Consider the following 24,903-nt stretch of genomic DNA (forward strand, 5'->3'; position numbering starts at 1 on the left):
CGTTACGGTTTTGTTAAGCAGCGAGAGACGACGATGACCATATTGCACAGTGCAGATTTTTTTCCCGAAGGCGATTACGCGATAGCGATTGAACCCCGCATACCGCAGGCAGCTTTTCCGGAACATCATCATGATTTTCATGAGATTGTACTGGTGGAGCAAGGCTCCGGCATTCATGTGTTTAATGGTCAGCCGCAGACGCTATGTGCGGGCTGTGTCTGCTTTGTGCGCGATCACGATCGTCATCTCTATGAGCAGACCGACAATCTTTGCCTGACCAATGTGCTTTATCGCAGTCCCGGCGCGTTTCGCTTTCTCTCCGGGCTGCAGGCTTTGTTGCCCTGCGATCAGGACGGGCAATATACCTCTCACTGGCGTATCAATCATAAAGTAATGGCGCAGGCGCTGAGCGTGACAGCGAAAATGCAGCAGGACGATACCTGGTCGCTGGAGAAACAGGCGCACCAGGAACAGCTCTTTTTACAGTTGCTGGTGCTGCTGCGTGAAGCCTGTATTGACGGGCAGAGTCAGGATCAGGAGGCACGGTTGCATCGCCTGCTCGACTGGCTCGGCGACCATTACAGTGACGAGATTGTCTGGGAGGAGCTGGCTGATCGCTTCTCCCTGTCACTGCGAACCCTGCATCGGCAGATGAAACAGCAAACCGGCAGTACGCCGCAGCGCTATCTGAACCGTTTGCGGCTGTTACAGGCTCGTCATCTGCTGCGTCACAGTGATATGCGAATTACCGATATCGCCTTCCAGTGTGGATTTGGTGACAGTAACCATTTCTCAACCCTGTTCAGGCGCGAATTTGGCTGCGCACCGCGAGCGGAGCGCCAGCAGATGTTGTAAAGGAGCAAAGTATGGCGTTGATACTCAGTCGGGATGACTATTTTCCCGCCGCCAGTTTACCGGTGGCGGTTGCCGAAAGGATGCCCCAACCCTCCTTTCCGCCCCATCAACACGAATTCAGCGAAATCGTGATTGTCTGGCGCGGTAACGGCCTGCATGTCCTCAATGATCGTCCCTGGCTGATAACCTGCGGCGATGTTTTTTATATCCGCGACAGTGACTGCCATAGCTACGATAGCGTCAACAATCTGGTGCTGGATAATATCCTCTACTGCCGTGACCGCTTTGGCCTTAGCCTTGACTGGAATCAGCTCCTGCCACAACAGGGACCGGACTCGCCCAGCTGCTGGCGTCTGACCACGCGCGGCATGTCACTGGCCCGTGGTGTTATCAGCCAGCTGGAGCGTGAAAGCCGCAAAAGCGATCCGCTGTCAGTGCAGCTCTCTGAGGCACTGTTTTTACAGCTGGCATTGATTCTGCGCCGCCATGGTTACGCTGCCGATCGCCCCTGGGCATTGCCGGAGGGGGAACAGCTCGATCTGCTAATGTCAGCCTTGCAGGGTGCCCTTGCCCGTCCCTTCGATCTGGCGGCATTTTGTCAGCAGAATCAGCTCAGTGAGCGGGCGCTGCGGCAGCTTTTTCGTCAGCAGACCGGAATGACCATTGGTCATTACCTGCGCCAGTTGCAGCTCTGCCAGGCAAAATATCTGCTGCGCACTCAGGATTGCCTGATTAGTGAGGTTGCCGCCCGCTGCGGCTTTGATGACAGTAACTATTTCTCGGTGGTCTTCACCCGTGATACCGGTTTAACGCCCAGCGCCTGGCGTCAGCGATTTATTGCGCCACGGCAGGTTTTGAAAAGTGCCGAGTCTGAATAAAAAGGGCCTGTGTTGGAGGCCCATTCAACACCCTTGCGGCAAACAATTTAGCGCACTGAGATTGCCGCAATGAATGAGCAGCAATGCACATGCTACAAAGCGCAGGGAACACGGTCAGAAGAGGAAAGCGTCCCGCACCATGGACAAAAACGCCAGGCGTTTTTGAACAACCCAGAGCGTTGACCCGGTAACGGGTGCACCTCAGGGATGAGGTGCGTAATTGTGCGGGTAGAGCATGCCATGGATGGCGGCTTTTGCGTCTTTCCGATCTGATCGTGTTCCCTGAGCGCGCACGATCTGACCGCATCTTTGCTAACGCTAAGGGCCTGTTATTCAGGCCCTTCCTGCATAAAGACAGCATTACTCTTCGCAATCAGGCCGCCATACCCAGCCCGACGATGTTAGCGGCAATGATGATCACCACACAACCGATCGATAACACGCTCACCGGGCGACGCCCTGCTGACTTCCACTCTTTCATCAGCAGGCCCACCAGGCCACCACACAGAACGTAAAGGCTCATGTGCAACATCCAGCTGACGTAGTCATACTGCGCCGGGATTCTGGCGTGGCCCCAGGCGTAAAAGAAGAACTGCAGATACCACATGGTGCCGCCGAGCACCGCAAAAGCGGTATTGGCAATCAGCAGCGACTTCCCGACAGAGAAATCTTTACGTACCGACAGCTCAGGCCGGGTGGCCAGCCGCCAGAAACAGAAGGCCAGATTCACCAGTGCACCGCCGCCCATGATAATGACGTAGCTGGGTAAAGCCACATAAAGCGGATCGATGCCCAGATTAGCGGCGGCCTGATGCATCGGTTTCGCCGCATCCATCGCAAAGGACATACCCGCTGAGAAAATGCCGCACATTACCGCCAGCAGCAGTCCTTTTCTGAGATTAAACTCTTCGGCGTTTATTCCCAGCGCCCGCTCCTTTAATAGCCCGGCACGTGTCACAATCCCAACGCCAATCAGCGCCACCAGCACGCCCAGCAGGGTTAACCGGCCCCCCGCCGAGGCGAACAGTTCGCCAAAACGGCCCTGCAGGAGTGGCGTCATCAGCGTGCCGACCACCAGGGTAATGCCAATTGCGATACCGATTCCCATCGACATGCCGAGGTAACGCATGGTCAGGCCGTAGTTAATATTGCCAATGCCCCACATCGCGCCAAACAGAAAGACCGGCGTCAGTTGCGACAGCGTGAAACTGCTGTAATAGGTCATAAAGTCTGGCAGTAAAATGGCACTCACCGCCCACGGCAGGATCAGCCACGACATCAGGCCACCAATTGACCACATGGTTTCCCATGACCATCTTTTCACCTGTTTAAAAGGCGCGTAAAAACATGCGGCGCTGGCAGCACCGACAAAATGCCAGAATATACCTGCAATAATGGCGCTGTTCATTGTTATTCCCCGGTTAGGTTGAGGCCTGTCGGAAACCTGTCAGCTTCCGTTCAGCATGCAGTCTACGTTTTGCAGGAATTCCTCAGCCTTTGGATAAATGCCGGAAGCCGCAGCGAAGTGGCAATATTTACCCGTTATCAACGTTAAGGATCACAATTTCAACGTTGTCAGATAACCGGACAATGAATATGTTAAGTATCTTATTATTCTGACTTTTTTATCATTTTGCTGTGTGGCGCAGCACACTTTTAAACTGACTGCCATTTAAACTGGTATGGTGGCAAAAGGGCAAAGAAGCCTTCTTTACCGCAGAGAAGGTCGTATAAACTGGGGCAAATTGATTGGATCAGGGATTGGGATGACAACGAAGTGGTTAACACTGTTTCTTTCGCAGTCAGTCAGCCAGGTGATGCTGGATGATCTCCGGGCGATATTACCTGCAGATGCGATAAAGGTGTTTGTGAATGGTCTGGATGAAACGCACTATGCCACCATTGAGTGTGTGCAGGCGGAGCAACATTGCGCCCTTATCGCCTCGGCGATTGTGGTCTGGCGTCAGCTCGGCCATGTACATCATATTATTTATAAAAAAGGCGAGGTGCTGCGTGAGGAGAACGAGGCAACGCAGTTCCAGCTTTTCACCCTGCTGAAAACCCACCGCGCAGTCCTCCAGATCTCATGATAAGATCGCGCTCCCTGAAATCGCTGTTTGCAGCAGGTTGAATATGAGAATTGGAATTCTGTTTCCGATCGCCATCATCGTGGCGGGCGTGGGCTTTCTGGCGTGGTTTATTGGCAGCGGCCTGGCGATGCCAGGCTCCTGAGAGTTAGCGCAGCTGACTGTCTTTACTGCCCCGACGGTTATATAAGCTGCTGGTCTGCTGCTGTTTGTCGATTTTTTCCTGACACGCCACGCAGTAATGCACCCCTTTGAGTGCCTGACGGCGCGCTTCGGGAATCGGTTCGCCGCAGAGTTCACATTCGGTGGCGCTTTCGCCCTGCCCGAGCGATTGTCTGACCCGCTCAATCCCGTCGTTAACGGTGCTATCAATCTGTTCCTGTACTGCGCCTTCTGCCGCCCATCCGCTTGCCATGATTTAACCCCTTTTTCACGATTTCACTCTTTTAAATCTACAACAGATTGACGTTTTTGCCGCAGAACTCACCGATATCTGTGATTGGCTGCCATCCGGACCACCAGGCTGGCAATAAGCTAAAGGTCACGTTTAGCGATCTGTTTCACCCTGCTATCACATTACTGCAACGTATCGATAGCGGAGAGCTAAGCGAATGACAACACATCATCAACATTACATTAATGGCGAGTTTGTCGCCCATCAGGGTGACCAGTGGATTGAAGTCACCAATCCGGCCACTGAAGCGTTGCTGTCACGCATACCCCAGGGCACCCGTCAGGATGCCAGCCTTGCGATCAATGCCGCCGAAGCCGCTCAGCCGGCGTGGGAAGCGCTGCCTGCGGCAGAGCGCGGCGTCTGGCTGCACAAAATCGCCGGCGCCATCCGCAACCGCGAGCCTGAACTGACGGCAACCATCGTGGCGGAAGGCGGCAAAACCCAGGGACTGGCCAGGACGGAAGTGCTGTTTACCGCCGACTACCTCGATTACATGGCGGAGTGGGCCCGCCGTTATGAAGGCGAGATCATCAACAGCGACCGCCCCAACGAAAACATCTTCCTTTTTAAAAAAGCGATTGGCGTCACCACCGGGATTTTACCGTGGAACTTTCCCTTTTTCCTGATCGCCCGCAAAGCGGCGCCAGCCCTGATCACGGGCAACACGATTGTGATTAAACCCAGCGAGCTGACGCCGAACAATGCCGCACTGTTTGCCGACATTATCCAGACGCTGGGTCTGCCCACTGGCGTCATCAACATTGTCTATGGTCTGGGACCGGAAGTGGGACAGGAACTGGCGGCAAATCCTAAGGTCGGGCTGGTGAGCCTGACGGGCAGCGTCGGCGCAGGTATCGCCACCATGGAAGCCGCGGCTAAAAATGTGACCAAAGTGTCGCTGGAACTGGGCGGCAAAGCGCCCGCCATCGTGATGGAGGATGCCGACCTGGATCTCGCGGTGCGATCTATTATCAGCTCACGAGTTATCAACAGCGGCCAGGTCTGTAACTGCGTGGAGCGCGTCTATGTGCAGGAAGGTATTTACGATCGTTTTATCAGCGCACTGACTACCGCATTTCAGCAGGTGACGTTTGGCGATCCCGCCGAACGCAGTGATATCGATATGGGACCGCTGATTAATGCCGCCGCACGGGATCGGGTCGAGCAGAAAGTGGCAGACGCCGTTGCCGCAGGCGCAAAAGTAGTACTGGGCGGCAAGCGTGCCGGAGAGCGAGGCTTTTTCTTCCAGCCCACGCTGCTGACCGATGTCCGTCAGGAGATGGCGATTATGCAGGAGGAGATTTTTGGTCCGGTGCTGCCGGTAATGACCTTTAAAACGCTGGATGAGGCAATTGCGCTGGCCAACGACTGCGAGTACGGACTGACCTCCTCAATTTATACGCAGAACCTCAATACCACCCTGATTGCGCTGCGAAAACTTAAGTTTGGCGAAACCTATGTTAATCGTGAGAACTTTGAGGCGATGCAGGGCTTTCACGCCGGATGGCGTAAGTCGGGTGTCGGCGGAGCCGATGGAAAACATGGTCTGGAGGAGTATCTGCAGACCCATGTTGCCTATCTGCAGTTCAGTTAAGCGCAGGCTCGATTTTCAGACCTGACAGAGTCATGACAAGACTGAATCAGTGTGAGTGTGGCAGCACCCTATAGGCTCAACGCGCAGGGAACACGGTCAGAGCAGGAAAGTGTTCCCCGCCACGGACAAAAACGCCGGGAGCGTTTTTGAACAACGCAACGCGTTGGCCCGGCAACGGGCGCACCTCAGGGATGAGGTGCGTAATCGCGCGGGCCGGGCATGCCAGGGATGGCGGCTTTTGCGACTTTCCGATCTGACCGTGTTTTCTGCGCAGGCTCGATCTCACTACAGAACGTTTCTGATTCTGCTATGACACCCGCTTACTGCAGCGCAGCAGCGCGATACCGCTCAGCACAGCCACTGCCATCAGGTAGTAGCCTGGTGCCAGACTGCTGCCGGTGGCGGCAATCAGCATGCTGCAAATCAGCGGCGCAAACCCGCCGAATACCGTTACAGCCACGTTGTAACTGATCGCCATCCCGCTGGCGCGGGTAGTCGCCGGGAAGAGATCGGCCATCACCGACGGCACCGTCGAGAAGTAGATCGACTTCAGCAGCGCCATCCAGGCCACCAGCAGGATCAGCGTGGTGGGCGTGGTATGATCGACCATCCATTTAAATGCGGGATAGATGGTGACCACCAGTAACAGCAGCGATCCCCACATCAGCGGCAACCGGCCAATACGCTCCGCCCACAACCCCATGATGGGCGTTACCACCGTCAGGATAATCCCCGCTATCAGCGTGGCGGTGAAGGCGACCGAGCCTGGCAGGTGCAGCGTTTTGGTGGCATAGGTCGGAATGTAATTGAGCATGTAGTTGACTGCGGTCGAGATCACCATCACGCCAATTGCCAGCGCGATCAGCGCTTTCTGCCGCCCGAACAGCGTTCTAAGCGGTGCGGCTTCCTTTTCCTGCGATGCAAAGCTGGCAGGTTCCTGCACATGACGGCGAATGTAGATCCCCAGAGGCCCAATCAGTAAGCCGAAAGCAAACGGGATACGCCAGCCCCACGCCTGAATCTCACTTTCGCTCAGCCACTGTGTCAGCCCCAGCCCAAAAACCGATGCCATCAGCGTGCTCGCCCCCTGGGTGGCGAACTGCCAGCTGGCGATAAAGGCTTTGCGCTCAGGAAAGTGCTCCACCAGGAAGGCGGTCGAACTGCCAAATTCGCCGCCAGCAGAGAAGCCCTGAATCAGACGCGCCAGGATGATCAGCAGCGGTGCCGCCAGACCGATGGTGGCGTAGCCCGGCATAAAGGTAATGATCGCCCCGCCCAGCATCATCAGGTTAATCGACAGCAGCAGCGCCTTTTTGCGACCATACCGGTCGGCATAGTTGCCGAGCACAATGGCTCCCAGCGGACGGATCAGGAAGGAAATACCAAAACTACCAAAGGTCAGCAGCAGCGATACCGACGGATCGCTGACCGGGAAGAAGACGTGCGCGATATAGCTGGCAAAAAAGCCATAAACCGCAATGTCGAACCACTCCAGCGCGTTACCGATGCAGGTGGCGAACAGCGTTTTGTGCAGGCTTGGTTTCACCTGCGGGGCACTTTGCGCGATGCTGCTCATTGTTCACCTCTCCGCCACTGATGGTGGCGCGTCATCAGCTGTTCGCCCTCTTCTCCCAGTTGCCAGAACAGCCGGGTCATGATCGCCAGACCCTCCCGTGCAATCGAGATGAGCATATGTTCGTCAACGCCATGCTGGCCGCAGGCGGGATAGGAATGTGGCACCCACAGCGTCGGCAGGCCCAGAATGTCGGCGAAGACCTCATTGGGAAGCGAGCCGCCGAGATTGGGCAGCAGTGCCGGTTTTTTGCCGCTGCTACGCGCCAGCGTATCCAGCGCCCAGTCCACCAGCGGATCCTGCGGATCAAGCCGTGTTGCCGGTGAGCCGCGCAGAAACTCCACGCTGACGTTATCGAAACCGTGCTGATGCAGATGACGTTCGACATGTTGCACCAGATTTGCCCAGTCGGTGCCGACCACAAAACGCAGCTGACATACCGCTGTGGCGCTGCCCGGAATCGCGTTCATGGGTCGAGCCGGATTGCCGGTTTCAAAGGCCAGCACCTCCAGCGTGTTCCAGCCATAGAGCCGCTCGGCAGGTGTCAGACCAGGCTCGCCCCAGCCGTCAGCAAGTGTGGGATCGCCCGGCATGCCGCCCACATCAATATCACTGAGGATGGCGCGCACGGCGTCGGTCAGAGAGTCCGGTTTCAGTGCGGTAACCTGTAATACGCCCTGCGCATTCACCAGGCAGGCGATCGCACTGGCCAACTGGGTACCGGGATTGCTCAGCAATCCGCCCCAGTTGCCGGAATGGTAGGCGTTGTCACGCGCCCGAATAGTCAGACGAAAGTTCGCCGCACCGCGCGAACCCAGAAACAGTGTTGGCCGCTGCGCATTAAGACGCGGGCCATCCGAGGCGATAAAAAGATCGGCCTTTAACAGCGCCTGCTGTTGATGGCAGATCTCAGCCAGCCCCGGCGAGCTGATCTCTTCACCCATTTCAAACAGGATTTTGCAGTTGAAGCCTAGCGCGCCGCCGCGTGCCTGCCACACCTGCTCCAGCGCCGCGAAATTAACGCAGTGTTGCCCTTTGTTATCCGCGCTTCCCCGTCCATACAGGCGGTCGCCTTCAGCTGTGAGTTGCCACGGCGATAATCCTTCTCGCCAGTTTTCATCGTCGCCAAACACGACATCGCCGTGGCCATAGCAGAACAGCGTCGGTTTTAGCGGATCTTCAATGCGGGTGGCGATCAGAAACGGCGGGCTGCCGGGTTGCGGATTGTCAAACGGGTGCAGCGTAAACCCCATCTTCGCCAGTTGCGGGCCAATTTCCTGCTGCAGATAGTGGTCCAGCTCTGTCCGTCGGTTGGTGTGCTGGCTTTCTGTCACGCAGGCGACACGCCGTGCCAGCAGCTTCTGAAACTCACCGCTATCGAAATAGTGCATCGCCTGGTCAACTGCCTGTTGCTCTGTCATGTTTGCCCTGTCTGTTATTTTTATCGTGCTTTATCTTTGACAAACTTCACCCATTGCCACAATTATCAATTTATCGAGTGCGCTTTGCTTTTAAAGCAAGGCTATGCTGCCCTTTTATGATGCATTTTGTCGGAGTGACCATGTTAAGCAGCGAGATACGCTATTTCCTGGCGGTCGTTGAGAGCGGCTCGCTGAGCGCCGCCAGTGAGAAACTGTTTGTCGCGGTGTCGGCGATCAGCCGTCAGATTCAGCGGCTCGAAGCGCAGGTTGGTGTGCCCCTTTTTGAGCGGCATGCGCGCGGCATGGTGTTGAATGAGGCGGGTGAGATTTTTGCGCATCACGTGCGTAAAAGTCAGCTTGATATGGAATATGCGCTTGCGGAGATTAAGGGCTTGAAAGCGGTACGCCGCAGCCTGATCCGTATCGCCTGCACGGATGGCATGGCGTTTAGTCTGTTGCCTGGCCTGCTGGCGGAGTTTCGACTGGCGAATCCCGGCGCACTGTTTGCGATTATTGTGACGCACTCCCAGGGCGTGGCGGCATGTGTCAGGGCGGGTGAATGCGATGTGGCGCTGCAATTCAGTCTCCAGCCTGAGCGCAGCGTTGAGGTGCTTGGCTCGTGGCCTGCCCCGGTGTTACTGGCGATGCATGAGTCACATCCGCTGGCGTCACGTGAGGTAACACTGGGCGATCTGCATCGCTGGCCGCTGGCGCTGCCGGGCCATCACACGACCGTGCGGCAGCTGTTTGATCTCTCCTGTCAGATGAATGACTGCGTGGTTGAACCGGTATTGACCTGCGACTATTTCGCTACGCTTTATCACTTTTTGCTGCATACGCCGCAGGCGGTGACCATCTGTAGCGCGTTTACCCTGTTGTTTGAGCGCGAGTCCCGAAATCTGGTGTTGCGATCGATGGGGGTGGACCAACTGAGTCAACGCACGCTGCAGCTTCAGACAGTGTCGGGACGTCAGCGCAATGCGGCTCTGACGCTGTTTTTGCAGTTTTTGCAGCATCGGCTGACTGAGATGGATCAGCAGGTGAGGATGGGATAAGGGGTACACTAGCGTGGGTATTTTGAATGGTAATTAAGATCTGCGCCGATTCGCTGTGAGACGGTGCCGGCTAAGGGAATACGACCAGACCGGAAAGTCGCAACAGCCGCCATCCATGGCATGCCCGGCCCGCGCGATTACGCACCTCATCCCTGAGGTGCGCCCGTAGCCGGGCCAACGCGTTGCGTTGTTCAAAAACGCTCCCGGCGTTTTTAGTACGCACCTCATCCCTGAGGTGCGCCCGTTGCCGGGCCAACGCGTTGCATTGTTCAAAAACGCTCCCGGCGTTTTTAGTACGCACCTCATCCCTGAGGTGCGCCCGTACCCGGGCCAGCGCGTTGCGCTGTTCAAAAACGCCCGGCGTTTTTGTCCATGGCGCGGGACGCGTTCCTCCTCTGCTCGTGTTCCCTTCGCATTCAGCTTATGTGTTGCGGTTAGAATCAAACTCATGTGAGTTTGTCAGCAGTTGCAATGGCCCACTGATGTGCGGGCCATTGAAGTTAACTGCTACGGGTTACTGCTTAATATCAACCTGATAGAAGATGTGTTTGCCGAACGGGTCGACCTGATAGCCGCTGACCGATTTGCGCACCGGCTCAAAGATGGTGGAGTGTGCAATCATTACGGCGGGCATCTGGTCATGCATCATCTGCTGCGCCTGCAGATAGAGCGCAGTACGTTTGCCCTGATCCGGCTCAGCACGGGCTTCGGTGATTAACTTCTCGAACGGCTGATAGCACCATTTTGAGGAGTTGGAACCACCCTGTGCAGAGGTGCAGCTGTAGAGCGGGCCAAAGAAGTTATCCGGATCGCCGGTCGCGGTGGTCCAGCCCATCAGCGCCGCCTGATGCTCGCCGCTGCGAACGCGTTTCAGGTACTCGCCCCACTCATAGCTGACGATACTGGCTTTGATGCCAACTTTGGCCCAGTCCGACTGAATCATCTCCGCCATGCGGCGTGCATTCGGATTGTAAGGCCGCTGAACCGGCATCGCCCAGAGTGCAATCTCGGTGCCCGGTTTCACACCCGCCTGTTGCAGTAACGCTCTGGCCTTTTCTGGATCGTAGTCGTAATCTTTCAGATCTTTGTCCGCACTCCAGACGCCTGGTGGCAGGATATTTTTCGCGACCGTGCCGGTGCCTTTAAATATCGCCTCGATGATCGCCGGTTTGTTGATCGCCATTGCCAGCGCCTGCCGCACTTTAACGTTGTCGGTTGGCGCTTTGGTGGTGTTGAATGCCAGGAAGCCGGTGTTCAGACCCGCCTTCTGTTCCAGGGTGATATCCGGATTGGCGCGCATTTTGTCGAGATCGGCGGGATTCGGGAATGGCATCACCTGGCACTCGTTCTTCTCCAGCTTGGCATAGCGCACAGAGGCATCCGGCGTGATGCTGAACACCAGTCGATCAAGCTTCGCCTTACCCTGCCAGTAGTCCGGGAACGCTTTGTAGAGGATGCGGGAATCTTTCTGGTACTGCACCAGCTCAAACGGGCCGGTGCCGATCGGGTTCATATCGACCTTCTCCGGCGTCCCCGCTTTCAGCATGGCATCTGCGTATTCAGCCGAGTGGATTGAGGCGAAATACCACGCGAGATCGGCAAGGAACGGCGCTTCAGGATGGGCGAGCGTAAAGCGCACGGTGTGGTTATCAACCCGGTCGATACTTTTAATCAGCGTGGAGAGTTCGAGGCTTTCGAAGTTGGAATAGGTGCCGCCAGAGACGTTATGGTAGGGATTTTTCGGGTCCATCTGGCGCATAAACGAGAAGATCACATCATCGGCGTTAAAGTCGCGGCTGGGTTTGAACTGTTTGTTGCTCTGGAACTTCACGTTTTTGCGCAGATGGAAAGTGTAGACGGTGCCATCCGGGCTGATCTCCCAGCGTTCTGCCAGGCTGGGCACCAGGTCGGTGGTGCCAGGCGTAAAGTCCACCAGCCGGTTAAAGACCGGCACCGCACTGGCGTCAACACTGGTTCCGGAGGTATAGAGCTGAGGGTTAAAATTCTCTGGCGATCCCTCAGAACAGTAGACCAGCGTTTTGGCGTTAACGCTGCCAGCCAGCGCTATCCCAGCCGTAACAAGCGCTAAGGTGGCTATCTTGATTTTCATTATCATCCTCGCTTTGTATTGACTTCCGGTGATCACAATATCTAAATGAATCATTCAGATGCTTCATTGATAGCACGATTCGGCACCATAGCGAACCCCGCCCATGGCTGACTAATAAGGAATAGTGATGACAGACAAACTTGAGTCGCAACTCACCGAACGTTTTTTCCGTTACCTCGCCGTCAGCAGTCAGAGCGATGCCAAATCCACGACTCTGCCGAGTACGCCGAGCCAGCACGCCATGGCGGAACTGCTGGCGGACGAGCTGCGAGCGCTGGGGCTGGATGAGGTGGTGCTTGATAAACATGCTACGGTGACCGCGGTGAAACGTGGCAACCGTCCAGACGCACCGCGCATCGGGTTTATTACGCACATCGACACCGTTGATGTCGGTTTGTCGCCCGATATCCACCCGCAGATTCTCACCTGGCAGGGTGACGATCTCTGTCTGAATGCAGAGCAGGATATCTGGCTGCGCCGCGATGAGCATCCGGAGATCGCGCCTTACGTCGGCCAGCAGGTGATCTTTAGCGATGGCACCAGCGTGCTGGGCGCAGACAATAAAGCGGCGGTCACCGTGGTGATGACGCTGTTGGCGAACCTCAAAGGCGATCATGGCGATATCGTGGTGGCCTTTGTGCCGGATGAAGAGATTGGCCTGCGCGGTGCGAAAGCTCTGGATCTGGAAACGCGCTTTAATGTCGATTTTGCCTGGACCATCGACTGCTGCGAACTGGGCGAAGTGGTGTACGAGAACTTTAATGGTGCCGCGGCAGAGATTGTGTTTACCGGTGTGCCGGCACATCCGATGTCGGGCAAAGGCGTGCTGGTCAATCCGCTGTTGATGGCGCATGACTACATCAGCCTGTTTGATCGTCAGCAGACACCGGAGCACACCGAAGGCCGCGAAGGTTACATCTGGTTTAATGAGATTCAGGCCAACGCCAGCAAGGCGACGCTGAAGGCTTCAATCCGTGATTTTGATCTGACAAGCTTCGCAGCCCGTAAGCAGCAGTTGCAGCAGGCGGCAGCGGATCTTGCGGCGCGCTATCCCACCGGCGAGGTCAGCATCACGATCAGCGATATCTACAGCAACATCAGTAATGCACTGGGTGAGGATCGCCGGGCAATAGATTTGATCTTCAGCGCCTTTGCCGCGCTGGAGATTGAGCCGAAAGTGATTCCGATGCGTGGCGGCACGGACGGCGCGGCACTGTCCGCCAAAGGGCTGCTGACGCCGAACTTCTTTACCGGCGCACATAACTTCCATTCACGTTTCGAGTTTCTGCCGATACCGTCGTTTGTGAAGTCCTATCAGGTGGCAGAAAAGCTCTGTTATATGGCGGCGGGTTAAGCAGGGAAATCGGGCGCAGAACGCGCCCGATTGCGATTATGGCTTCGCGCTGACATCAATACCCGGGAAGTATTTTTCAGCCAGCTTTTTGAGGGTGCCATCGCCCTGCACTTTGGCGATCGCCGCGTCCAGCGACTGCTTCAACGACGCATCATCTTTGCGCAGGCCATAGCCGATGCCTGAGCCGAGAATCGCGTCATCTTCGACGGGCTTGCCCACAAAACCAAACCCTTTGCCCTGTGGCTTATCGAGGAAGCCAGACTGACCGGCGGCAGACATCACCAGCGTGCCATCAAGGCGGCCCGCGACCATGTCGTTGTAGACCTGGTTCTGATCCTGATACGACGTCACCGTCACGCCCTGCGTCTCCCAGTGCTTCTTCGCATAGGTTTCCTGAATCGATCCCTGCAATACACCAATGCTTTTGCCTTTCAGACCTTCGGCGGTCGGGGCCAGATTTTCACCCTTTTTCGCCACTAACATGGTCGGAATACGGTAGATTGGCTGCGTAAACGCGATGCTTTTGGCGCGCGCTTCAGTGATATTCATCGCCGAGTTAATGGCGTCGAACTTTTTCGCCTGAAGTGCCGGGATCAGCGCATCAAAGCTGCTCTCAACCCAGTGGCAGCTGAAGTTGCCTGCCTTACAGATGGCATTACCCAGTTCAATATCAAAGCCTTCCAGCTCACCTTTAGCGTTGCGGCTTTCAAACGGCGGATACTGTGACTCCACGCCGTAACGTAAATCCTGAGCCAGTGCCTGTACCGTTGTCATCATGCCCAGAGCGAGAAAAAGCGCATTCAGTTTTTTCATTATTTATTTACCCCGAAAAGTCCTGGTTACCTGTTCCCCGTACTGAATCACGCTCGCGTGATTCAGTGAGAAAAAGCACATAGCGCAGCCGCGCCAGCCTCTAGTGTCGCCTCGTCTTTCGCAAAAGAGAGACGAATCAGTTTGTTGTCTGTGCCATCCATATAAAACGCCGACAGCGGTATGGTTGCCACACCGTGATCGACGATAAGACGTTTTACCATTTCACTGTCCGGTTCGTCACTGAAATGTCCATAGCTGGCGAGCATAAAGAACGAACCGGCGCTCGGTAGCAGCCGGAACGGCGAGTCCTGCATCAGAGCAATTAGCCGATCGCGCTTCTGCTGATAGAAAGCGTTAAGTGACAGGTAGTTCTCTGGCGTCTGCAGATAGTGCGCGAACCCAACCTGCATCGGCGTATCGGCGGCGTACATCATAAACTGATGCACCTTCACCAGTTCGGTCATCAGCTCTGCCGGTGCCAGACAGTAGCCTACCCGCCAGCCGGTGACGTGGAAGGTTTTACCAAACGAGGAGACGATGATACTGCGTGCGGCCAGCTCCGGATGCCTCGCCATGCCGCAGTGCGGCCGGCCATCAAACAGAATATGTTCATAAACCTCATCGGAGAGCACCACGATATCGGTGTTGCGAATCAGAGCCGCCAGCTGATTGAGATCGTCGGGCGTCAGCACCTGCGCGCTGGGGTTGTGCGGTGTATTAATAATGATCATCCGGGTGCGCGGCGTGATCGCCGCACGCAGCTGATCCCAGTCGATAGCAAAAGACGGCACCTGCAGCTTCAGGCCTATCGGCGTACCGCCCTGTAACCGCACCACCGGCGCGTAGCTGTCAAACGCCGGTTCAAAGAAGATCACCTCATCGCCCTGATGAACCAGCGCGGTAATCGCCATATAGAGTCCCTGACTGGCGCTGCCGGTGATCAGTACCTCACTCGCGGCATCATATTTCTGTGCATAGAGCGTCTGCACTTTGCCGGCGAGTGCCTCGCGCAGGGCCGGCAAGCCCATCATAGCGGCATACTGATTGTGCCCCTCCTGCATGGCACGGCTGACCGAGTCGACCAGCGCCGGATCGCAGGGGAAACTGGGTGCGCCCTGCGACAGGTTAATCGCCTGATGCTGCGCCGAAAGCTGACCAATTACGCTGAAAATAGTGGTGCCAACGTCCGGCAATTTTGAGTGAATAGCGACAGGCGTTTTCAGGGACATATTTTCTCCGTCAGGTGCATAACTGTTCAGATGCGATAAATCGTTATTCAACGGGCTGTGGCTTGAGTCGGCAAGCGAAATGTCGTCATAATAGCCATGACAAAATTGCATAGCTGAGGTCCACCGTGTCACGCTCATCGCTGCCACTCAATGCCATTCACGCCTTTCTGGTAACAGCTCGTCACCTTAATCTGACCCATGCTGCCCGCGAGCTCTGCCTGACCCAGGGCGCGGTCAGTCGTAAGATTGCCGCGCTGGAACAGTGGCTGGGCGTGACGCTGTTTGACCGCCATGCGCGCGGGCTGCGGCTGACCCCGCAGGGTGACGCGCTGCTGCCTGAACTCAGCCAGGGCTTTGATCTGATGGTCCAGGCCAGCGAAAAGGTCCGTCGCAGTCAGGTCAGCCTTCGCCTGAAAGCGCCGACCTGTGCTATGCGCTGGCTGGTACCGCGGCTGATGGCGCTTGAACGTCACTGCCCTGAACTGCATGTGGCCCTGACCACCACGCTGGATCATGCGGCCCAGCTTGAGAACTTTGATGCGGCGATTATCTATGGCAAGCCGCATCCTGACGGGATCTGCCTGTTCAGCGAGTCGCTGACGCCGGTGATAGCGGCTGGTCAGCCCTGCCCGGAAACGACGGCGGCGCTGGACGCAATGACCTTTTTGCATCCCACGTCAGACACGCATGACTGGCAGTGCTGGTTACAGGCGCAGCAGGTGACGCTCAGCATGAAGCGAAATCAGCATTTTGCCACGATGGATTTAGCGATCAGTGCCGCGATTCAGGGGTTTGGTGTGGCGATTGCCGACAGCAATCTGGTGGAGAGTGATATCGCCAGCGGCAGGCTGATTAAGCCGTTCGCTGGCGAGGTCAAAACCGGAGCCGTTTACAGTTTACTGCAACGGCCCGCGCCGGATGCGCCACCGTTCCTGGCGGAACTGGTGGCGTGGCTGTGCAGGGATCAGAAGGTGACCCAGTCGCCGTTATCCGCCGGTTTAGCCTGAGGCGCATTCAGCACGGTTGCTTTCGGCACGGCAGGTTTATTCGTGATGACCGGTGCGGTCTGGCGGTTGCTGGAGAGACGGAACTTCGACACAGAGGCCTGCAGCGCTTCTGTCTGCAATGCCAGTGCGCTCGCCGCGGCAGAAACCTCTTCAACCAGTGAGGCGTTCTGCTGGGTCACGCTATCCATTTCGGTTACCGCAGCACCCACCTGAGAGATGCCTTTGCTCTGCTCTTCCGAGGCGGAAGCAATCTGTTTCATGATCGCATCCACATCCTGCACTGATTTCAGAATATTGTTCATGGTGCCGCCGGTGGTGCTGACCAGCTCCGCGCCTTTCCCTACACGCTGCACCGAGTCTTCAATCAGCGTCGCGATCTCTTTGGCGGCGTTGGCGCTACGCTGTGCCAGGTTACGCACTTCAGATGCCACGACCGCAAAACCACGCCCCTGTTCGCCGGCACGTGCCGCTTCGACCGCAGCGTTCAGCGCCAGGATATTGGTCTGGAAGGCAATGCCGTTAATCACGTTGGTAATCTCAGCGATCTTCTTCGAGCTGCCGGAGATGCCATCCATGGTGCTGACCACTTCACTCACCAGCTGACCGCCACGTTGTGCCGTGGTGGTGGCGGTTTCTGCCAGCAGGCTGGCCTGACGAGCGTTATCGGCGTTGAATTTCACCGTGGCCGTCAACTGCTCCATGCTGGCCGCAGTCTGTTCCAGCGCAGCGGCCTGCTCTTCGGTACGTGAAGAGAGGTCATTGTTACCGGCAGAAATCTCTGCAGCACCGCGCGAGATGTTCTCGGTGCCGCTGCGAATGGCGCTGACCGCTTCCCGCAGACTATCCTGCATAGCGCTCAGCAGCGGCACCAGTTTACCGACACAGTTGCGACCGAAATCGGCTACCGGCTGGCTGAGATCGCCTGTCGCGATCACCGCGAAGTGGGTACGAATACTTTCCAGCGGACGAACCAGCATCGCCACCAGATAGCGGTCGGTAAACAGCAGAATCAGCAGGCCAATAATCACCGTGATGGTAATAATCGTTTTGGTCATCGCGGTGAGGTGATCAACTTCAACCCGGGTTTTGTCCAGTTTTTCGGCTGCGCCCTGGTTAAACTTCTCTGCGCTGACGCCAAAGGCACGACTGAGCGGCGGTGTGACATTGTTCGCCTGCTGGCGATACGGGTCCGGTGAGGCCTGGCGGGCCAGTTGCAGTTGTGGCGTTACGCCCTCATCCACCAGCTTTTGCCAGCTCTGAATTACGCCATCGACGACTTCCGGATTCATCGGACCGGGTGCAAGCTGTTTAAAACGCGCCAGTTGCTGAGTCATGCTGTCCAGCGCCTGCTGCACAGGGGCATAGGCCTCATCAGTCAGCGTTTTACCTGCTGCTTTGCTTTCCATTACGCGGGAAAGGCGCGTGATAACACGAAAATATTGATCGTTGCCTTTGCTCAGCACCGTCATTTGCTCAACCAGATGACGGTCAACATTGTTGCCTTCGCTGAGCGCGCCAAGCGAGTGGATGCTGTACAACCCGACGCCGCTCCACAGTAAACAAAACAGGCCCAGAATAGTGAGCATCACTGCGCGAATGGTAAAATTTTTGAGCATTCCCATACCAAAATCCTATACACGTTGACCCGCAAGCGTCGGGCATAGGAGATTTATCGGCATGAGATAGTGAAAATGTAACTGTTTTGTTACCTATTAATTTACAGCGTCAACGATGAGTTAATCAGTAAAAAACCCTTAAATTCATAAAGTTAAAATTAAATAAGTAGATTAATTGCATTCGCATAACTTAATGGTTAGCAGGCTAATTTTCATCATCTGCTTAAAGCCTGACCATACGCGTCATCAACAGCCTGAAAAGCCGCATACGGGCGCGCATAAAGTTTCTTTTCAGAGTCAACCCGCTCATACGCTTATTCCCAAGTGACATTGTCACGTCATTGCCTGGATGCCAGGCTGGCCAGATAACTTCGCCTTCAAGCTGATGCTTATATTCCGTGGCGTCACGGGCAAAGGTAAACCAGTATTCGCTGACACGTGCCGCAAAAGCGCGATCGGCTTCACTGAATGGCCGCGCTTCATTGGGATCCGGCATCTGACTCAGGGTGTTCAGGACATAAGGCACTTCGTTACCGTGCCAGGTGCCATGGGGATAAAGGTCGCGAGCGTGCTCAGAAACATAATCGAACCAGTAGCGCCAGCCCGGCATGCCGGCATTGTGCTGCGCCCGCATCACCAGCCACGGCACCAGGCTGAAAGCCATATCACGCGCCACGGCACGTCCCAGCAGTTGATCGTCATGGATGTCATACATCCATTTCAGCGTCCGATAGGTGAGCCGGTTTTTATTGCGCAGCTGATGCAATACTGCGGTGGCATCCACGCCAAAATATTCCAGCACGCTGGCTTCATCGCTGTTACTGCCCGCCATCAGCGGCAGGCGATGCTGTTTAGCTGCCATAAAGGTTTTCAGCATCGGCTCAGGCAGCACGGCATCACCGGCAATCGGCACCGGCGGGATCGCCAGTGGCCCTTCCAGCGACCAGAAGGCATCGGCAGGCAGTGCGCGCAGGTCATCCGCGCTGGCATCGGGCGGCAGACCAAAATGGCGGGCTACCGCTATTCCCTGCTGACGCGCTTTTTTCAGCGGCGTATCCGGCAGGCTATAGGCACTTTGCACGATCCCTTTATGGAATAGCCCTTCAGCCAGCGGCGAACAGCAGTGGGAGAGCACGCTGCGCGCGCCAGAGGATTCACCGAAAAGCGTCACATTGTGGCGATCGCCACCAAAAGCTGGAATGTTGCGCTGCACCCACTGCAGTGCGGCAATCTGATCGAGCAGGCCAAAATTGTTTACTGTACCCGCAGCAGGGTATTCCGCATCCAGCGCAGGATGGGAGAAGAAACCGAGGTGACCCAGCCGGTAATTCAGCGTGACCACCACTGCACCACGTGACGCCAGCGGCTTACCGTTGTACGGCGCCAGCCCGCCTGCACCGATGGTGAAGCCCCCACCGTGCAGCCACACCATTACCGGCAGCGGCTTTGACGGCGCCACATCGGGTGTCCAGACATTCAGGTAGAGGCAATCTTCACTAAACTCACCGGGATCGCCACCGCCCACCGCCTGACAGTATGTGCGATTTTGCCAGCCAGAAGCCCCAAATGCGGTGGCATCGCGCATCTGATGCCAGGGCGTGACCGGCTGTGGTGGACGCCAGCGCAGCGCGCCAACCGGAGCCGCCGCATAAGGTATGCCTTTGAATACGAAAAGGTCATCGTCCATGCATCCACGCAACTCCCCCTCGGCCGTCATGATCCTCAGACCTGTTTCGTTTTTCATTCCCGTTTCCCTGTTCAGACGTTCCTCCATTATTTGCAGGCCCGCCACCATTGTCCAGGTATGGAGGGGATTTGCAGATTATGCCGAAACATCAGAGGCGGGCGTGAATATGCTCATCAACAGGTTCAGAGCTACTGTCTCAGTCAGGGTTTAGCATTGTTTATCCTTTTACCCAGGATGAGTACCGTGCCATATCGCCTGAAAGCGGTGACCGGCTGTGATTCTGTGCAGTTTTTAACATCGTTAAGTAGTCAGAATGCTAACCGATTAAGATACTTACGCCGCGAAATCTGCGCTGGCCGATAAAGGGTAATTTTTCTTTAATGAGATCAGTCTGTTTCCCTGTTGCTCTGCTTCAGGAGCAGAGCTTTAATATCCGGATTAGTTAAGCTGTTACGGGCAACGGAGGTGTAGCCCGAGGATAACATCAGGACGGCCGTACTCCGCACTGTGCCAGCGAGCGCTGCTGGCGCTCTTCATATAACACCATCTCATCCAGCACCGCAGAGCCCAGCGCTGCTTCAAACGTCTGCCGGCTCGCCTGTCCCGCTGAACGGACCTGCGCCCGATCGCCGAGGTTGGACTGAAAAATTCCCGCCGCGCTGACGGGCAGAAAATCTTCATAGACGATCGGGTCTGCCAGTACACGCCCCTCCCTGATCAGATCCTCAAGCACTTCACCCTTGTCCGGCGGCGTGGCAACGCCCTTTTCACTCAGGCGATAGTGGAACCAGGCCAGCCCCTGCTGGCGTAGCGTGGTCTCGTCGTCGGGAAAGTCGCGGAATATGGCCGCCAGATGTTGCTGGTGCTGCTGATTGTCCTGACCACTCCCCGCCTCGCTGAGCAGCCGATCGTAGAGCGCACGACCTGCAGGCGTCAGCGCCGCGCCGCGCTGCTCAATTTCACCGAAGCGCGCTGTATGGGTGCCCTGATGCCCGTCCTTAAAGATGATCGGCTCTTCCAGCGCTTTGAAGCTGGTCTGACGCAGCAGAATCGGCACCTGACGACGCGGCGGTCCTTCGATCAGCGTTTTCGGATCGATGCCGCGCGATGGCATCAGTTGCTGAACGCGGTCAATATCGAGCGTGCGCGGGGTGAGATGGTTGATGTGGCAGCCGGGAAAGCAGACGACATCTGCGATCAATCGATGCTGCTGGTTCAGCGCCTGATAGGTCTGACTGTCCACGCTACTGTGGGCGTGCCAGCGGAAGGTTTCCAGTGCTTCGGTAACAAATTCGGTAGCCTGAACGTCAGTTAATCCGCCCTGCTGCTCATGCAATTGCAGCAGCGCCCGGCAACGGGAAGTGAAAATGTCGCGTGCGGCCAGAATCTCCGCCGTCTTTTCGCGCAGCGCGGGATCGTCGATCAGTTCAGGACGTAACAGCGAGGTAAAGACCCGGAAAGGATTGCGCCGCAGCGCCGCATCGGTGACCGGCCGGAACGCCGTAGAGTGCACCGGCACACCCGCCTGAGAGAGATCGTAATAGCCAACCGGATACATCCCCATCACCGCAAACAGCTGCCGCAGCGTGGCTAATTCGTCTGCCGTGCCCACACGGATTGCGCCGTGTCGTTCAAGGCTGAGTCGGTCAATTTCATCGGCGGCCGTGAGACGATCTTTCAGCGCGATATCGGCTTCCAGCGAGCGCTCGTTGACGGTGGCGACCAGTTGCATCAGCGTGCCATACTGCGGCACCTCCTGCTGGTACATTGCTGACATCGCCTGAGAGAAACGGGTGCGGATGAGATCCGCACTGATAAACTTGTCCATCTTATCCACCTGACACCATGAGCGTTGCTGCTAATGTAATGCAACGCGCTGGCCTCAGTGGAAAAAATCACGAATCTGTGATCGGCTTAAAGCCGTAGCGGTTTTTTAACAGCAGCATCAGGGTAGTGATCACAGCGGGTATCGCCAGCAGCAAAAATATCACGCTGAAAGACCAGCCGAGTGACATCATCTCTGCGCCGACGAAGGCGCTCAGAATTGCGCCGATGCGCCCCACGCCATGCATCCAGCTGGAGCCGGTGGCGCGAGCGTGTGTAGGATAGTAGCTGGCGGATAAGGCATTCATCCCGGTATTGGCACCGTTAAAACAGAAGCCACTGCAAAAGGCGATCGCGCTCATCATGCCGACTTCGGCGGGCGAAAAGCCAAGCGCCACAATAAACAGTCCGCCGCAGCCGTAGATGGCCGCCAGGGCCAGATTGGCATTGAAGCGATCCATCATCCAGCCCGCAAAGAGTGAGCCCAGCGTTCCGCCTGCCTGATACATGGCGGTGATAATCGCCGCTTCGGTCACTGACATACCCAGGGTATTCACCAGAGATGGCAGCCAGCTGCCAATCAGGTAGACCATGAACAGTCCCATGAAATAGCCCCCCCACAGCATTGTGCTGCCAAACAGATAGCGGCGCGACAGGACGGTGCTAATCGCGCCGCCTGCCGGCAATGTTGCTTCAGGCGCGTGAAATGCGCAATCAGGCACCGTTTTTCCCGGCATCATCCGTTCGAGGATGGCGTGAATGCGGGCAGCGGGTGCGCCACGACTGATAAGAAACCGCACTGACTCCGGCAGGCCGCGGAACAGGAATGGCAACACCAGCAGCGGCAGAATGCCACCCAGCAGCAACACAGAGTGCCAGTTATAACGCGGTAATAGCCAGGATGCGGCAAATCCACCGCTGGCGGCACCAAAGGTAAAACCGCAGAACACCACAGTGATAATAAAGGCCCGTCTCCGTTCAGGCGCATATTCCGCCACCAGCGTACCGACGTTGGGCATTGCCGCACCCAGTCCCAGACCGGTCAGGAAGCGGAAAAGCATCATCTGCTCGATGTTCTGAGACAGCGCTGTTGCCAGTGTCCAGAGACCAAAAAAGAAAACGCTGAGGATGATCATCATACGTCGGCCATAGCGGTCAGCCAGCGGGCCCGCGACCATGGCTCCCAGCGCCAGCCCGATCAATGCTGCGCTGATGACAACCCCGAGCTGGTGATTGGTGACGCCCCATGCAGCTTTAAGTGTTGGCGCAATAAATCCCATGATCGCAATGTCCATGCCATCGAGTGCCACCACAATAAAACAGAGCGCAATGAGCCGTTTTTGCCAGTGGCTCAGGCTCTGCTGGTTGATAAGCTGGCGGACATCTACCGCCCCGATGCTGGTCAATGAACACTCCCTGGCAATAGCGCAATCTGGCATCAGATTAAGTAAAAAAAACGGCGTTTATGATAGCCCATCGTTAACCTTAAGCGGTCAGATTTTTATATGATAGTGAGAATTATTCAACTTTAAGCCGTTAAGCTCTTGATATATCGTAGTCTCAGAAACCAGTGCGTCTGTGACAATATGAGATGAGCGCTTCTTAATCAGAGAGTTAGCGGATTAAGTAGCCATTCTGCCACGCTTGTTAAAATAAATTTGCAGCAAAGTTAACAGAATTCATTTTAAACAGTTGCCTGTAAGCGGTCATTCTCATTAAGTTTAAGGTATGGAAAAAAATATCCTTTTCAATCAGCGCATTCGCTTGCGCCATCTACATACCTTTGTTGCTGTCGCGCAGCAAGGCACACTGGGCCGGGCAGCAGAGACGCTGAGCCTGAGTCAGCCTGCTCTGTCCAAAACCCTGAATGAGCTGGAAGAGCTGACAGGCGTTCGTCTGTTTGAGCGGGGTCGCCTGGGTGCCCAGCTCACCACGATGGGAGAACAGTTTCTGACGCATGCAGTGCGGGTGCTTGATGCGCTGAATCATGCCGGACAGAGCTTTAATGAGCAGTCGGGCGATGCCCCAGTGATTATCCGGCTGGGCGCGCTGACTACTGCTGCGATGGGCATGCTGCCCCGCATCCTTGATCGTTTTCATCAGCTGCAGCCTAACACCACTATCCAGGTGGCGACGCTGCATAACAATGTGTTACTGGCGGGATTGCGCGGCGGCGAGTTTGACATCGGTATTGGCCGGATGGCGGACAGCGATATGATGACCGGGCTGACTTACGAACTGCTGTTTCTGGAGTCACTGAAGCTGGTGGTCAGGCCCGAACACCCATTATTGAGTGACAACGTCACTCTATCGAGGGCAATGCAATGGCCCGTGGTGATTTCCCCGGAAGGCACCGCACCGCGCCGGATTGCGCAGCAGATGCTTGATGAACAGGGCTGCACGCTGCCACCCCATTGCATTGAAACGTCGTCGACTTCACTGGCGCGCCAGCTGGCGCTTCGCTACGACTACATCTGGTTCGTGCCGTCCGGCGCGATTAAAGAGGACCTCAGCCATAACGCGGTCTGTGCGCTGCCAATCAACTCCTCCGGGCCAGGCGAGCCAGTGGGCATCATTACCCGTACCGGCGCAGAGCTGAGCCTGAGTGCTGAAGTGTTAATGTCCACCATCCGTAAGTTTCACAGCTAGCGGCTGCGTTTCGCATGCCGTTCGCGGTTTTCAAGGCGCGCCTTATCGGTCTTCCGCAGTCCCACATAGAGCGCCCCGGCTCCGCCATGGCGGGTCTGGGCCACGCAGTAAGTCTGCACGTCATCAAACTGCTGTAACCAGCGCGCCAGATAGCTGCGCACAATATTGGCATGGGATTCGTCATCACGGCCCTTGCCATGAATGATAAGCAGATTCCGTAAGTCCTGCTTTTGCGCCTGCATCATAAAGTTAAACAGCGCCTGACGGCAGGTCTCCACTGGTTGCCGCAACAGGTTGAGACTGGCATCCAGTTTGTACTCACCCCGACGCAGCTTATCCAGAATACCCTGCTGTATGCCGTCGGCTTTATACTCCAGCGGTGTGTTAAGCGGGATAATCTCCAGATAACCCCGTGTCAGGAAATTCTCCTGCTCCTTCTCTCCTGGCGGTTTACGGGGCGCTTTAGTCGAGGGCGACTTAAGCCATAACGTTGTGGTGGTGTCTTTTAACGGCGTGACATCGCCCATGGCATCCCGAAAGAGATCGTTGTCATCAAGGTTCATGGTTTTCTCACACCTGATTAAAATTGATGGAACCTACAAAACAGGCTTAAGCAGTTAGCGTAGCAAAAGCTGCAATCGCCGGGCTACCCCGCTTTTATCCATGTTGCCGCTGATGAAGATATGGGTAACAGATC

21 protein-coding genes are annotated in these 24,903 nt (G+C 56.1%); 9 read left to right on the forward strand and 12 right to left on the reverse strand.

Annotation, left to right across the window (positions count from 1 at the left end):
- Positions 1–33 precede the first annotated feature (33 nt).
- On the forward strand, positions 34–855 hold the full coding sequence (gene rhaS / locus N1689_RS05780) for an HTH-type transcriptional activator RhaS (protein ID WP_150010171.1): 822 nt from the start codon (positions 34–36) through the stop codon (positions 853–855).
- Positions 856–866: 11 nt separating this feature from the next.
- Positions 867–1,733: an HTH-type transcriptional activator RhaR gene (gene rhaR, locus N1689_RS05785; RefSeq protein WP_161735872.1), complete on the forward strand. Its 867-nt coding sequence runs from the start codon at positions 867–869 to the stop codon at positions 1,731–1,733.
- A 373-nt stretch (positions 1,734–2,106) separates the two neighbouring features.
- Here rhaR and rhaT read toward each other — a convergent pair whose 3' ends face one another.
- A complete protein-coding gene (gene rhaT / locus N1689_RS05790) occupies positions 2,107–3,141 on the reverse strand; it encodes an L-rhamnose/proton symporter RhaT (protein WP_222924000.1) in 1,035 nt (344 codons plus the stop codon).
- 358 nt (positions 3,142–3,499) lie between these two features.
- Between rhaT and N1689_RS05795 the strand changes: the two genes are divergently transcribed.
- Both N1689_RS05795 and N1689_RS05800 read left to right on the forward strand, forming a co-directional pair.
- Positions 3,500–3,823 (forward strand): hypothetical protein, encoded by a 324-nt coding sequence (locus N1689_RS05795; RefSeq protein WP_260058235.1) that lies wholly within the window; start codon positions 3,500–3,502, stop codon positions 3,821–3,823.
- A gap of 43 nt (positions 3,824–3,866) precedes the next feature.
- Positions 3,867–3,965 (forward strand): YoaK family small membrane protein, encoded by a 99-nt coding sequence (locus N1689_RS05800; RefSeq protein ID WP_008925225.1) that lies wholly within the window; start codon positions 3,867–3,869, stop codon positions 3,963–3,965.
- A 3-nt stretch (positions 3,966–3,968) separates the two neighbouring features.
- Here the strand turns inward: N1689_RS05800 and N1689_RS05805 are convergent, their stop codons facing one another.
- The gene (locus N1689_RS05805) at positions 3,969–4,235 is read right to left on the reverse strand and encodes a DksA/TraR family C4-type zinc finger protein (RefSeq protein ID WP_098050469.1); all 267 of its coding nucleotides are present in this window, start codon (positions 4,233–4,235) and stop codon (positions 3,969–3,971) included.
- 196 nt (positions 4,236–4,431) lie between these two features.
- Here N1689_RS05805 and aldA point away from each other — a divergent pair, with 196 nt between their 5' ends.
- Entirely contained in the window at positions 4,432–5,868 is a 1,437-nt protein-coding gene (gene aldA, locus N1689_RS05810; RefSeq protein WP_260058239.1) for an aldehyde dehydrogenase, read from the forward strand.
- Positions 5,869–6,175: 307 nt separating this feature from the next.
- Here the strand turns inward: aldA and N1689_RS05815 are convergent, their stop codons facing one another.
- Complete coding sequence (locus N1689_RS05815) at positions 6,176–7,444, reverse strand: MFS transporter (protein WP_161737001.1); 1,269 nt, start codon at positions 7,442–7,444, stop codon at positions 6,176–6,178.
- On the reverse strand, positions 7,441–8,862 hold the full coding sequence (locus N1689_RS05820; protein ID WP_260058241.1) for a M20 family metallopeptidase: 1,422 nt from the start codon (positions 8,860–8,862) through the stop codon (positions 7,441–7,443). Before N1689_RS05820 ends, N1689_RS05815 begins: the two co-directional genes overlap by 4 nt.
- Before the next feature lie 140 nt (positions 8,863–9,002).
- On the opposite strand from N1689_RS05820, the gene N1689_RS05825 reads away from it, so the two are divergent.
- The gene (locus N1689_RS05825) at positions 9,003–9,917 is read left to right on the forward strand and encodes a LysR family transcriptional regulator (RefSeq protein ID WP_161737003.1); all 915 of its coding nucleotides are present in this window, start codon (positions 9,003–9,005) and stop codon (positions 9,915–9,917) included.
- Positions 9,918–10,431: 514 nt separating this feature from the next.
- On the opposite strand, the gene N1689_RS05830 is transcribed toward N1689_RS05825, so the two are convergent.
- Positions 10,432–12,027, reverse strand: coding sequence for an ABC transporter substrate-binding protein (locus N1689_RS05830; RefSeq protein WP_260058243.1), 1,596 nt, complete (start codon positions 12,025–12,027; stop codon positions 10,432–10,434).
- A gap of 127 nt (positions 12,028–12,154) precedes the next feature.
- Between N1689_RS05830 and pepT the strand changes: the two genes are divergently transcribed.
- Positions 12,155–13,381, forward strand: a complete 1,227-nt coding sequence (pepT, locus tag N1689_RS05835; RefSeq protein WP_161736914.1) for a peptidase T — start codon at positions 12,155–12,157, stop codon at positions 13,379–13,381.
- A gap of 36 nt (positions 13,382–13,417) precedes the next feature.
- Here the strand turns inward: pepT and N1689_RS05840 are convergent, their stop codons facing one another.
- Both N1689_RS05840 and N1689_RS05845 read right to left on the reverse strand, forming a co-directional pair.
- The gene (locus tag N1689_RS05840; protein ID WP_161736913.1) at positions 13,418–14,194 is read right to left on the reverse strand and encodes a transporter substrate-binding domain-containing protein; all 777 of its coding nucleotides are present in this window, start codon (positions 14,192–14,194) and stop codon (positions 13,418–13,420) included.
- 62 nt (positions 14,195–14,256) lie between these two features.
- Entirely contained in the window at positions 14,257–15,423 is a 1,167-nt protein-coding gene (locus N1689_RS05845) for a methionine aminotransferase (protein ID WP_260058246.1), read from the reverse strand.
- 125 nt (positions 15,424–15,548) lie between these two features.
- Here N1689_RS05845 and N1689_RS05850 point away from each other — a divergent pair, with 125 nt between their 5' ends.
- The gene (locus N1689_RS05850; protein WP_260058247.1) at positions 15,549–16,430 is read left to right on the forward strand and encodes a LysR family transcriptional regulator; all 882 of its coding nucleotides are present in this window, start codon (positions 15,549–15,551) and stop codon (positions 16,428–16,430) included.
- Here the strand turns inward: N1689_RS05850 and N1689_RS05855 are convergent.
- From N1689_RS05855 to N1689_RS05870, 4 genes are all read right to left on the reverse strand, one after another.
- Entirely contained in the window at positions 16,388–18,052 is a 1,665-nt protein-coding gene (locus N1689_RS05855) for a methyl-accepting chemotaxis protein (protein WP_260058248.1), read from the reverse strand. The two genes, N1689_RS05850 and N1689_RS05855, sit on opposite strands and share 43 nt — an antisense overlap.
- A 217-nt stretch (positions 18,053–18,269) precedes the next feature.
- Positions 18,270–19,790: a carboxylesterase/lipase family protein gene (locus N1689_RS05860; protein WP_260058249.1), complete on the reverse strand. Its 1,521-nt coding sequence runs from the start codon at positions 19,788–19,790 to the stop codon at positions 18,270–18,272.
- Between the two features lie 427 nt (positions 19,791–20,217).
- Positions 20,218–21,561 (reverse strand): VOC family protein, encoded by a 1,344-nt coding sequence (locus N1689_RS05865; protein ID WP_161735158.1) that lies wholly within the window; start codon positions 21,559–21,561, stop codon positions 20,218–20,220.
- A gap of 67 nt (positions 21,562–21,628) precedes the next feature.
- On the reverse strand, positions 21,629–22,963 hold the full coding sequence (locus tag N1689_RS05870; RefSeq protein ID WP_222925440.1) for an aromatic acid/H+ symport family MFS transporter: 1,335 nt from the start codon (positions 22,961–22,963) through the stop codon (positions 21,629–21,631).
- A gap of 322 nt (positions 22,964–23,285) precedes the next feature.
- Here N1689_RS05870 and N1689_RS05875 point away from each other — a divergent pair, with 322 nt between their 5' ends.
- Positions 23,286–24,206 carry a LysR substrate-binding domain-containing protein gene (locus N1689_RS05875; protein ID WP_161735160.1) on the forward strand — a complete coding sequence of 307 codons (921 nt, stop codon included), beginning with the start codon at positions 23,286–23,288 and terminating at the stop codon, positions 24,204–24,206.
- On the opposite strand, the gene smrA is transcribed toward N1689_RS05875, so the two are convergent.
- Positions 24,203–24,769: a DNA endonuclease SmrA gene (gene smrA, locus N1689_RS05880; protein WP_260058252.1), complete on the reverse strand. Its 567-nt coding sequence runs from the start codon at positions 24,767–24,769 to the stop codon at positions 24,203–24,205. The genes N1689_RS05875 and smrA overlap by 4 nt on opposite strands.
- Positions 24,770–24,903: the final 134 nt, after the last annotated feature.

It is taken from the genome of Pantoea sp. XY16, from assembly GCF_025153065.1.
Lineage (GTDB): Bacteria > Pseudomonadota > Gammaproteobacteria > Enterobacterales > Enterobacteriaceae > Pantoea > Pantoea alfalfae.

What these genes read in the sequence shown, in the direction of transcription:
- N1689_RS05825 (WP_161737003.1), top strand. Translation starts at nt 9,003, where the DNA reads ATGTTAAGCAGCGAGATACGCTATTTCCTGGCGGTCGTTGAGAGCGGC.
- rhaS (WP_150010171.1), top strand. Translation starts at nt 34, where the DNA reads ATGACCATATTGCACAGTGCAGATTTTTTTCCCGAAGGCGATTACGCG.
- rhaR (WP_161735872.1), top strand. Translation starts at nt 867, where the DNA reads ATGGCGTTGATACTCAGTCGGGATGACTATTTTCCCGCCGCCAGTTTA.
- N1689_RS05815 (WP_161737001.1), bottom strand. Translation starts at nt 7,444, where the DNA reads ATGAGCAGCATCGCGCAAAGTGCCCCGCAGGTGAAACCAAGCCTGCAC.
- N1689_RS05840 (WP_161736913.1), bottom strand. Translation starts at nt 14,194, where the DNA reads ATGAAAAAACTGAATGCGCTTTTTCTCGCTCTGGGCATGATGACAACG.
- N1689_RS05865 (WP_161735158.1), bottom strand. Translation starts at nt 21,561, where the DNA reads ATGGACAAGTTTATCAGTGCGGATCTCATCCGCACCCGTTTCTCTCAG.
- rhaT (WP_222924000.1), bottom strand. Translation starts at nt 3,141, where the DNA reads ATGAACAGCGCCATTATTGCAGGTATATTCTGGCATTTTGTCGGTGCT.
- aldA (WP_260058239.1), top strand. Translation starts at nt 4,432, where the DNA reads ATGACAACACATCATCAACATTACATTAATGGCGAGTTTGTCGCCCAT.
- N1689_RS05820 (WP_260058241.1), bottom strand. Translation starts at nt 8,862, where the DNA reads ATGACAGAGCAACAGGCAGTTGACCAGGCGATGCACTATTTCGATAGC.
- N1689_RS05795 (WP_260058235.1), top strand. Translation starts at nt 3,500, where the DNA reads ATGACAACGAAGTGGTTAACACTGTTTCTTTCGCAGTCAGTCAGCCAG.
- N1689_RS05830 (WP_260058243.1), bottom strand. Translation starts at nt 12,027, where the DNA reads ATGAAAATCAAGATAGCCACCTTAGCGCTTGTTACGGCTGGGATAGCG.
- N1689_RS05805 (WP_098050469.1), bottom strand. Translation starts at nt 4,235, where the DNA reads ATGGCAAGCGGATGGGCGGCAGAAGGCGCAGTACAGGAACAGATTGAT.
- N1689_RS05800 (WP_008925225.1), top strand. Translation starts at nt 3,867, where the DNA reads ATGAGAATTGGAATTCTGTTTCCGATCGCCATCATCGTGGCGGGCGTG.
- N1689_RS05855 (WP_260058248.1), bottom strand. Translation starts at nt 18,052, where the DNA reads ATGGGAATGCTCAAAAATTTTACCATTCGCGCAGTGATGCTCACTATT.
- pepT (WP_161736914.1), top strand. Translation starts at nt 12,155, where the DNA reads ATGACAGACAAACTTGAGTCGCAACTCACCGAACGTTTTTTCCGTTAC.
- N1689_RS05860 (WP_260058249.1), bottom strand. Translation starts at nt 19,790, where the DNA reads ATGAAAAACGAAACAGGTCTGAGGATCATGACGGCCGAGGGGGAGTTG.
- N1689_RS05875 (WP_161735160.1), top strand. Translation starts at nt 23,286, where the DNA reads ATGGAAAAAAATATCCTTTTCAATCAGCGCATTCGCTTGCGCCATCTA.
- smrA (WP_260058252.1), bottom strand. Translation starts at nt 24,769, where the DNA reads ATGAACCTTGATGACAACGATCTCTTTCGGGATGCCATGGGCGATGTC.
- N1689_RS05845 (WP_260058246.1), bottom strand. Translation starts at nt 15,423, where the DNA reads ATGTCCCTGAAAACGCCTGTCGCTATTCACTCAAAATTGCCGGACGTT.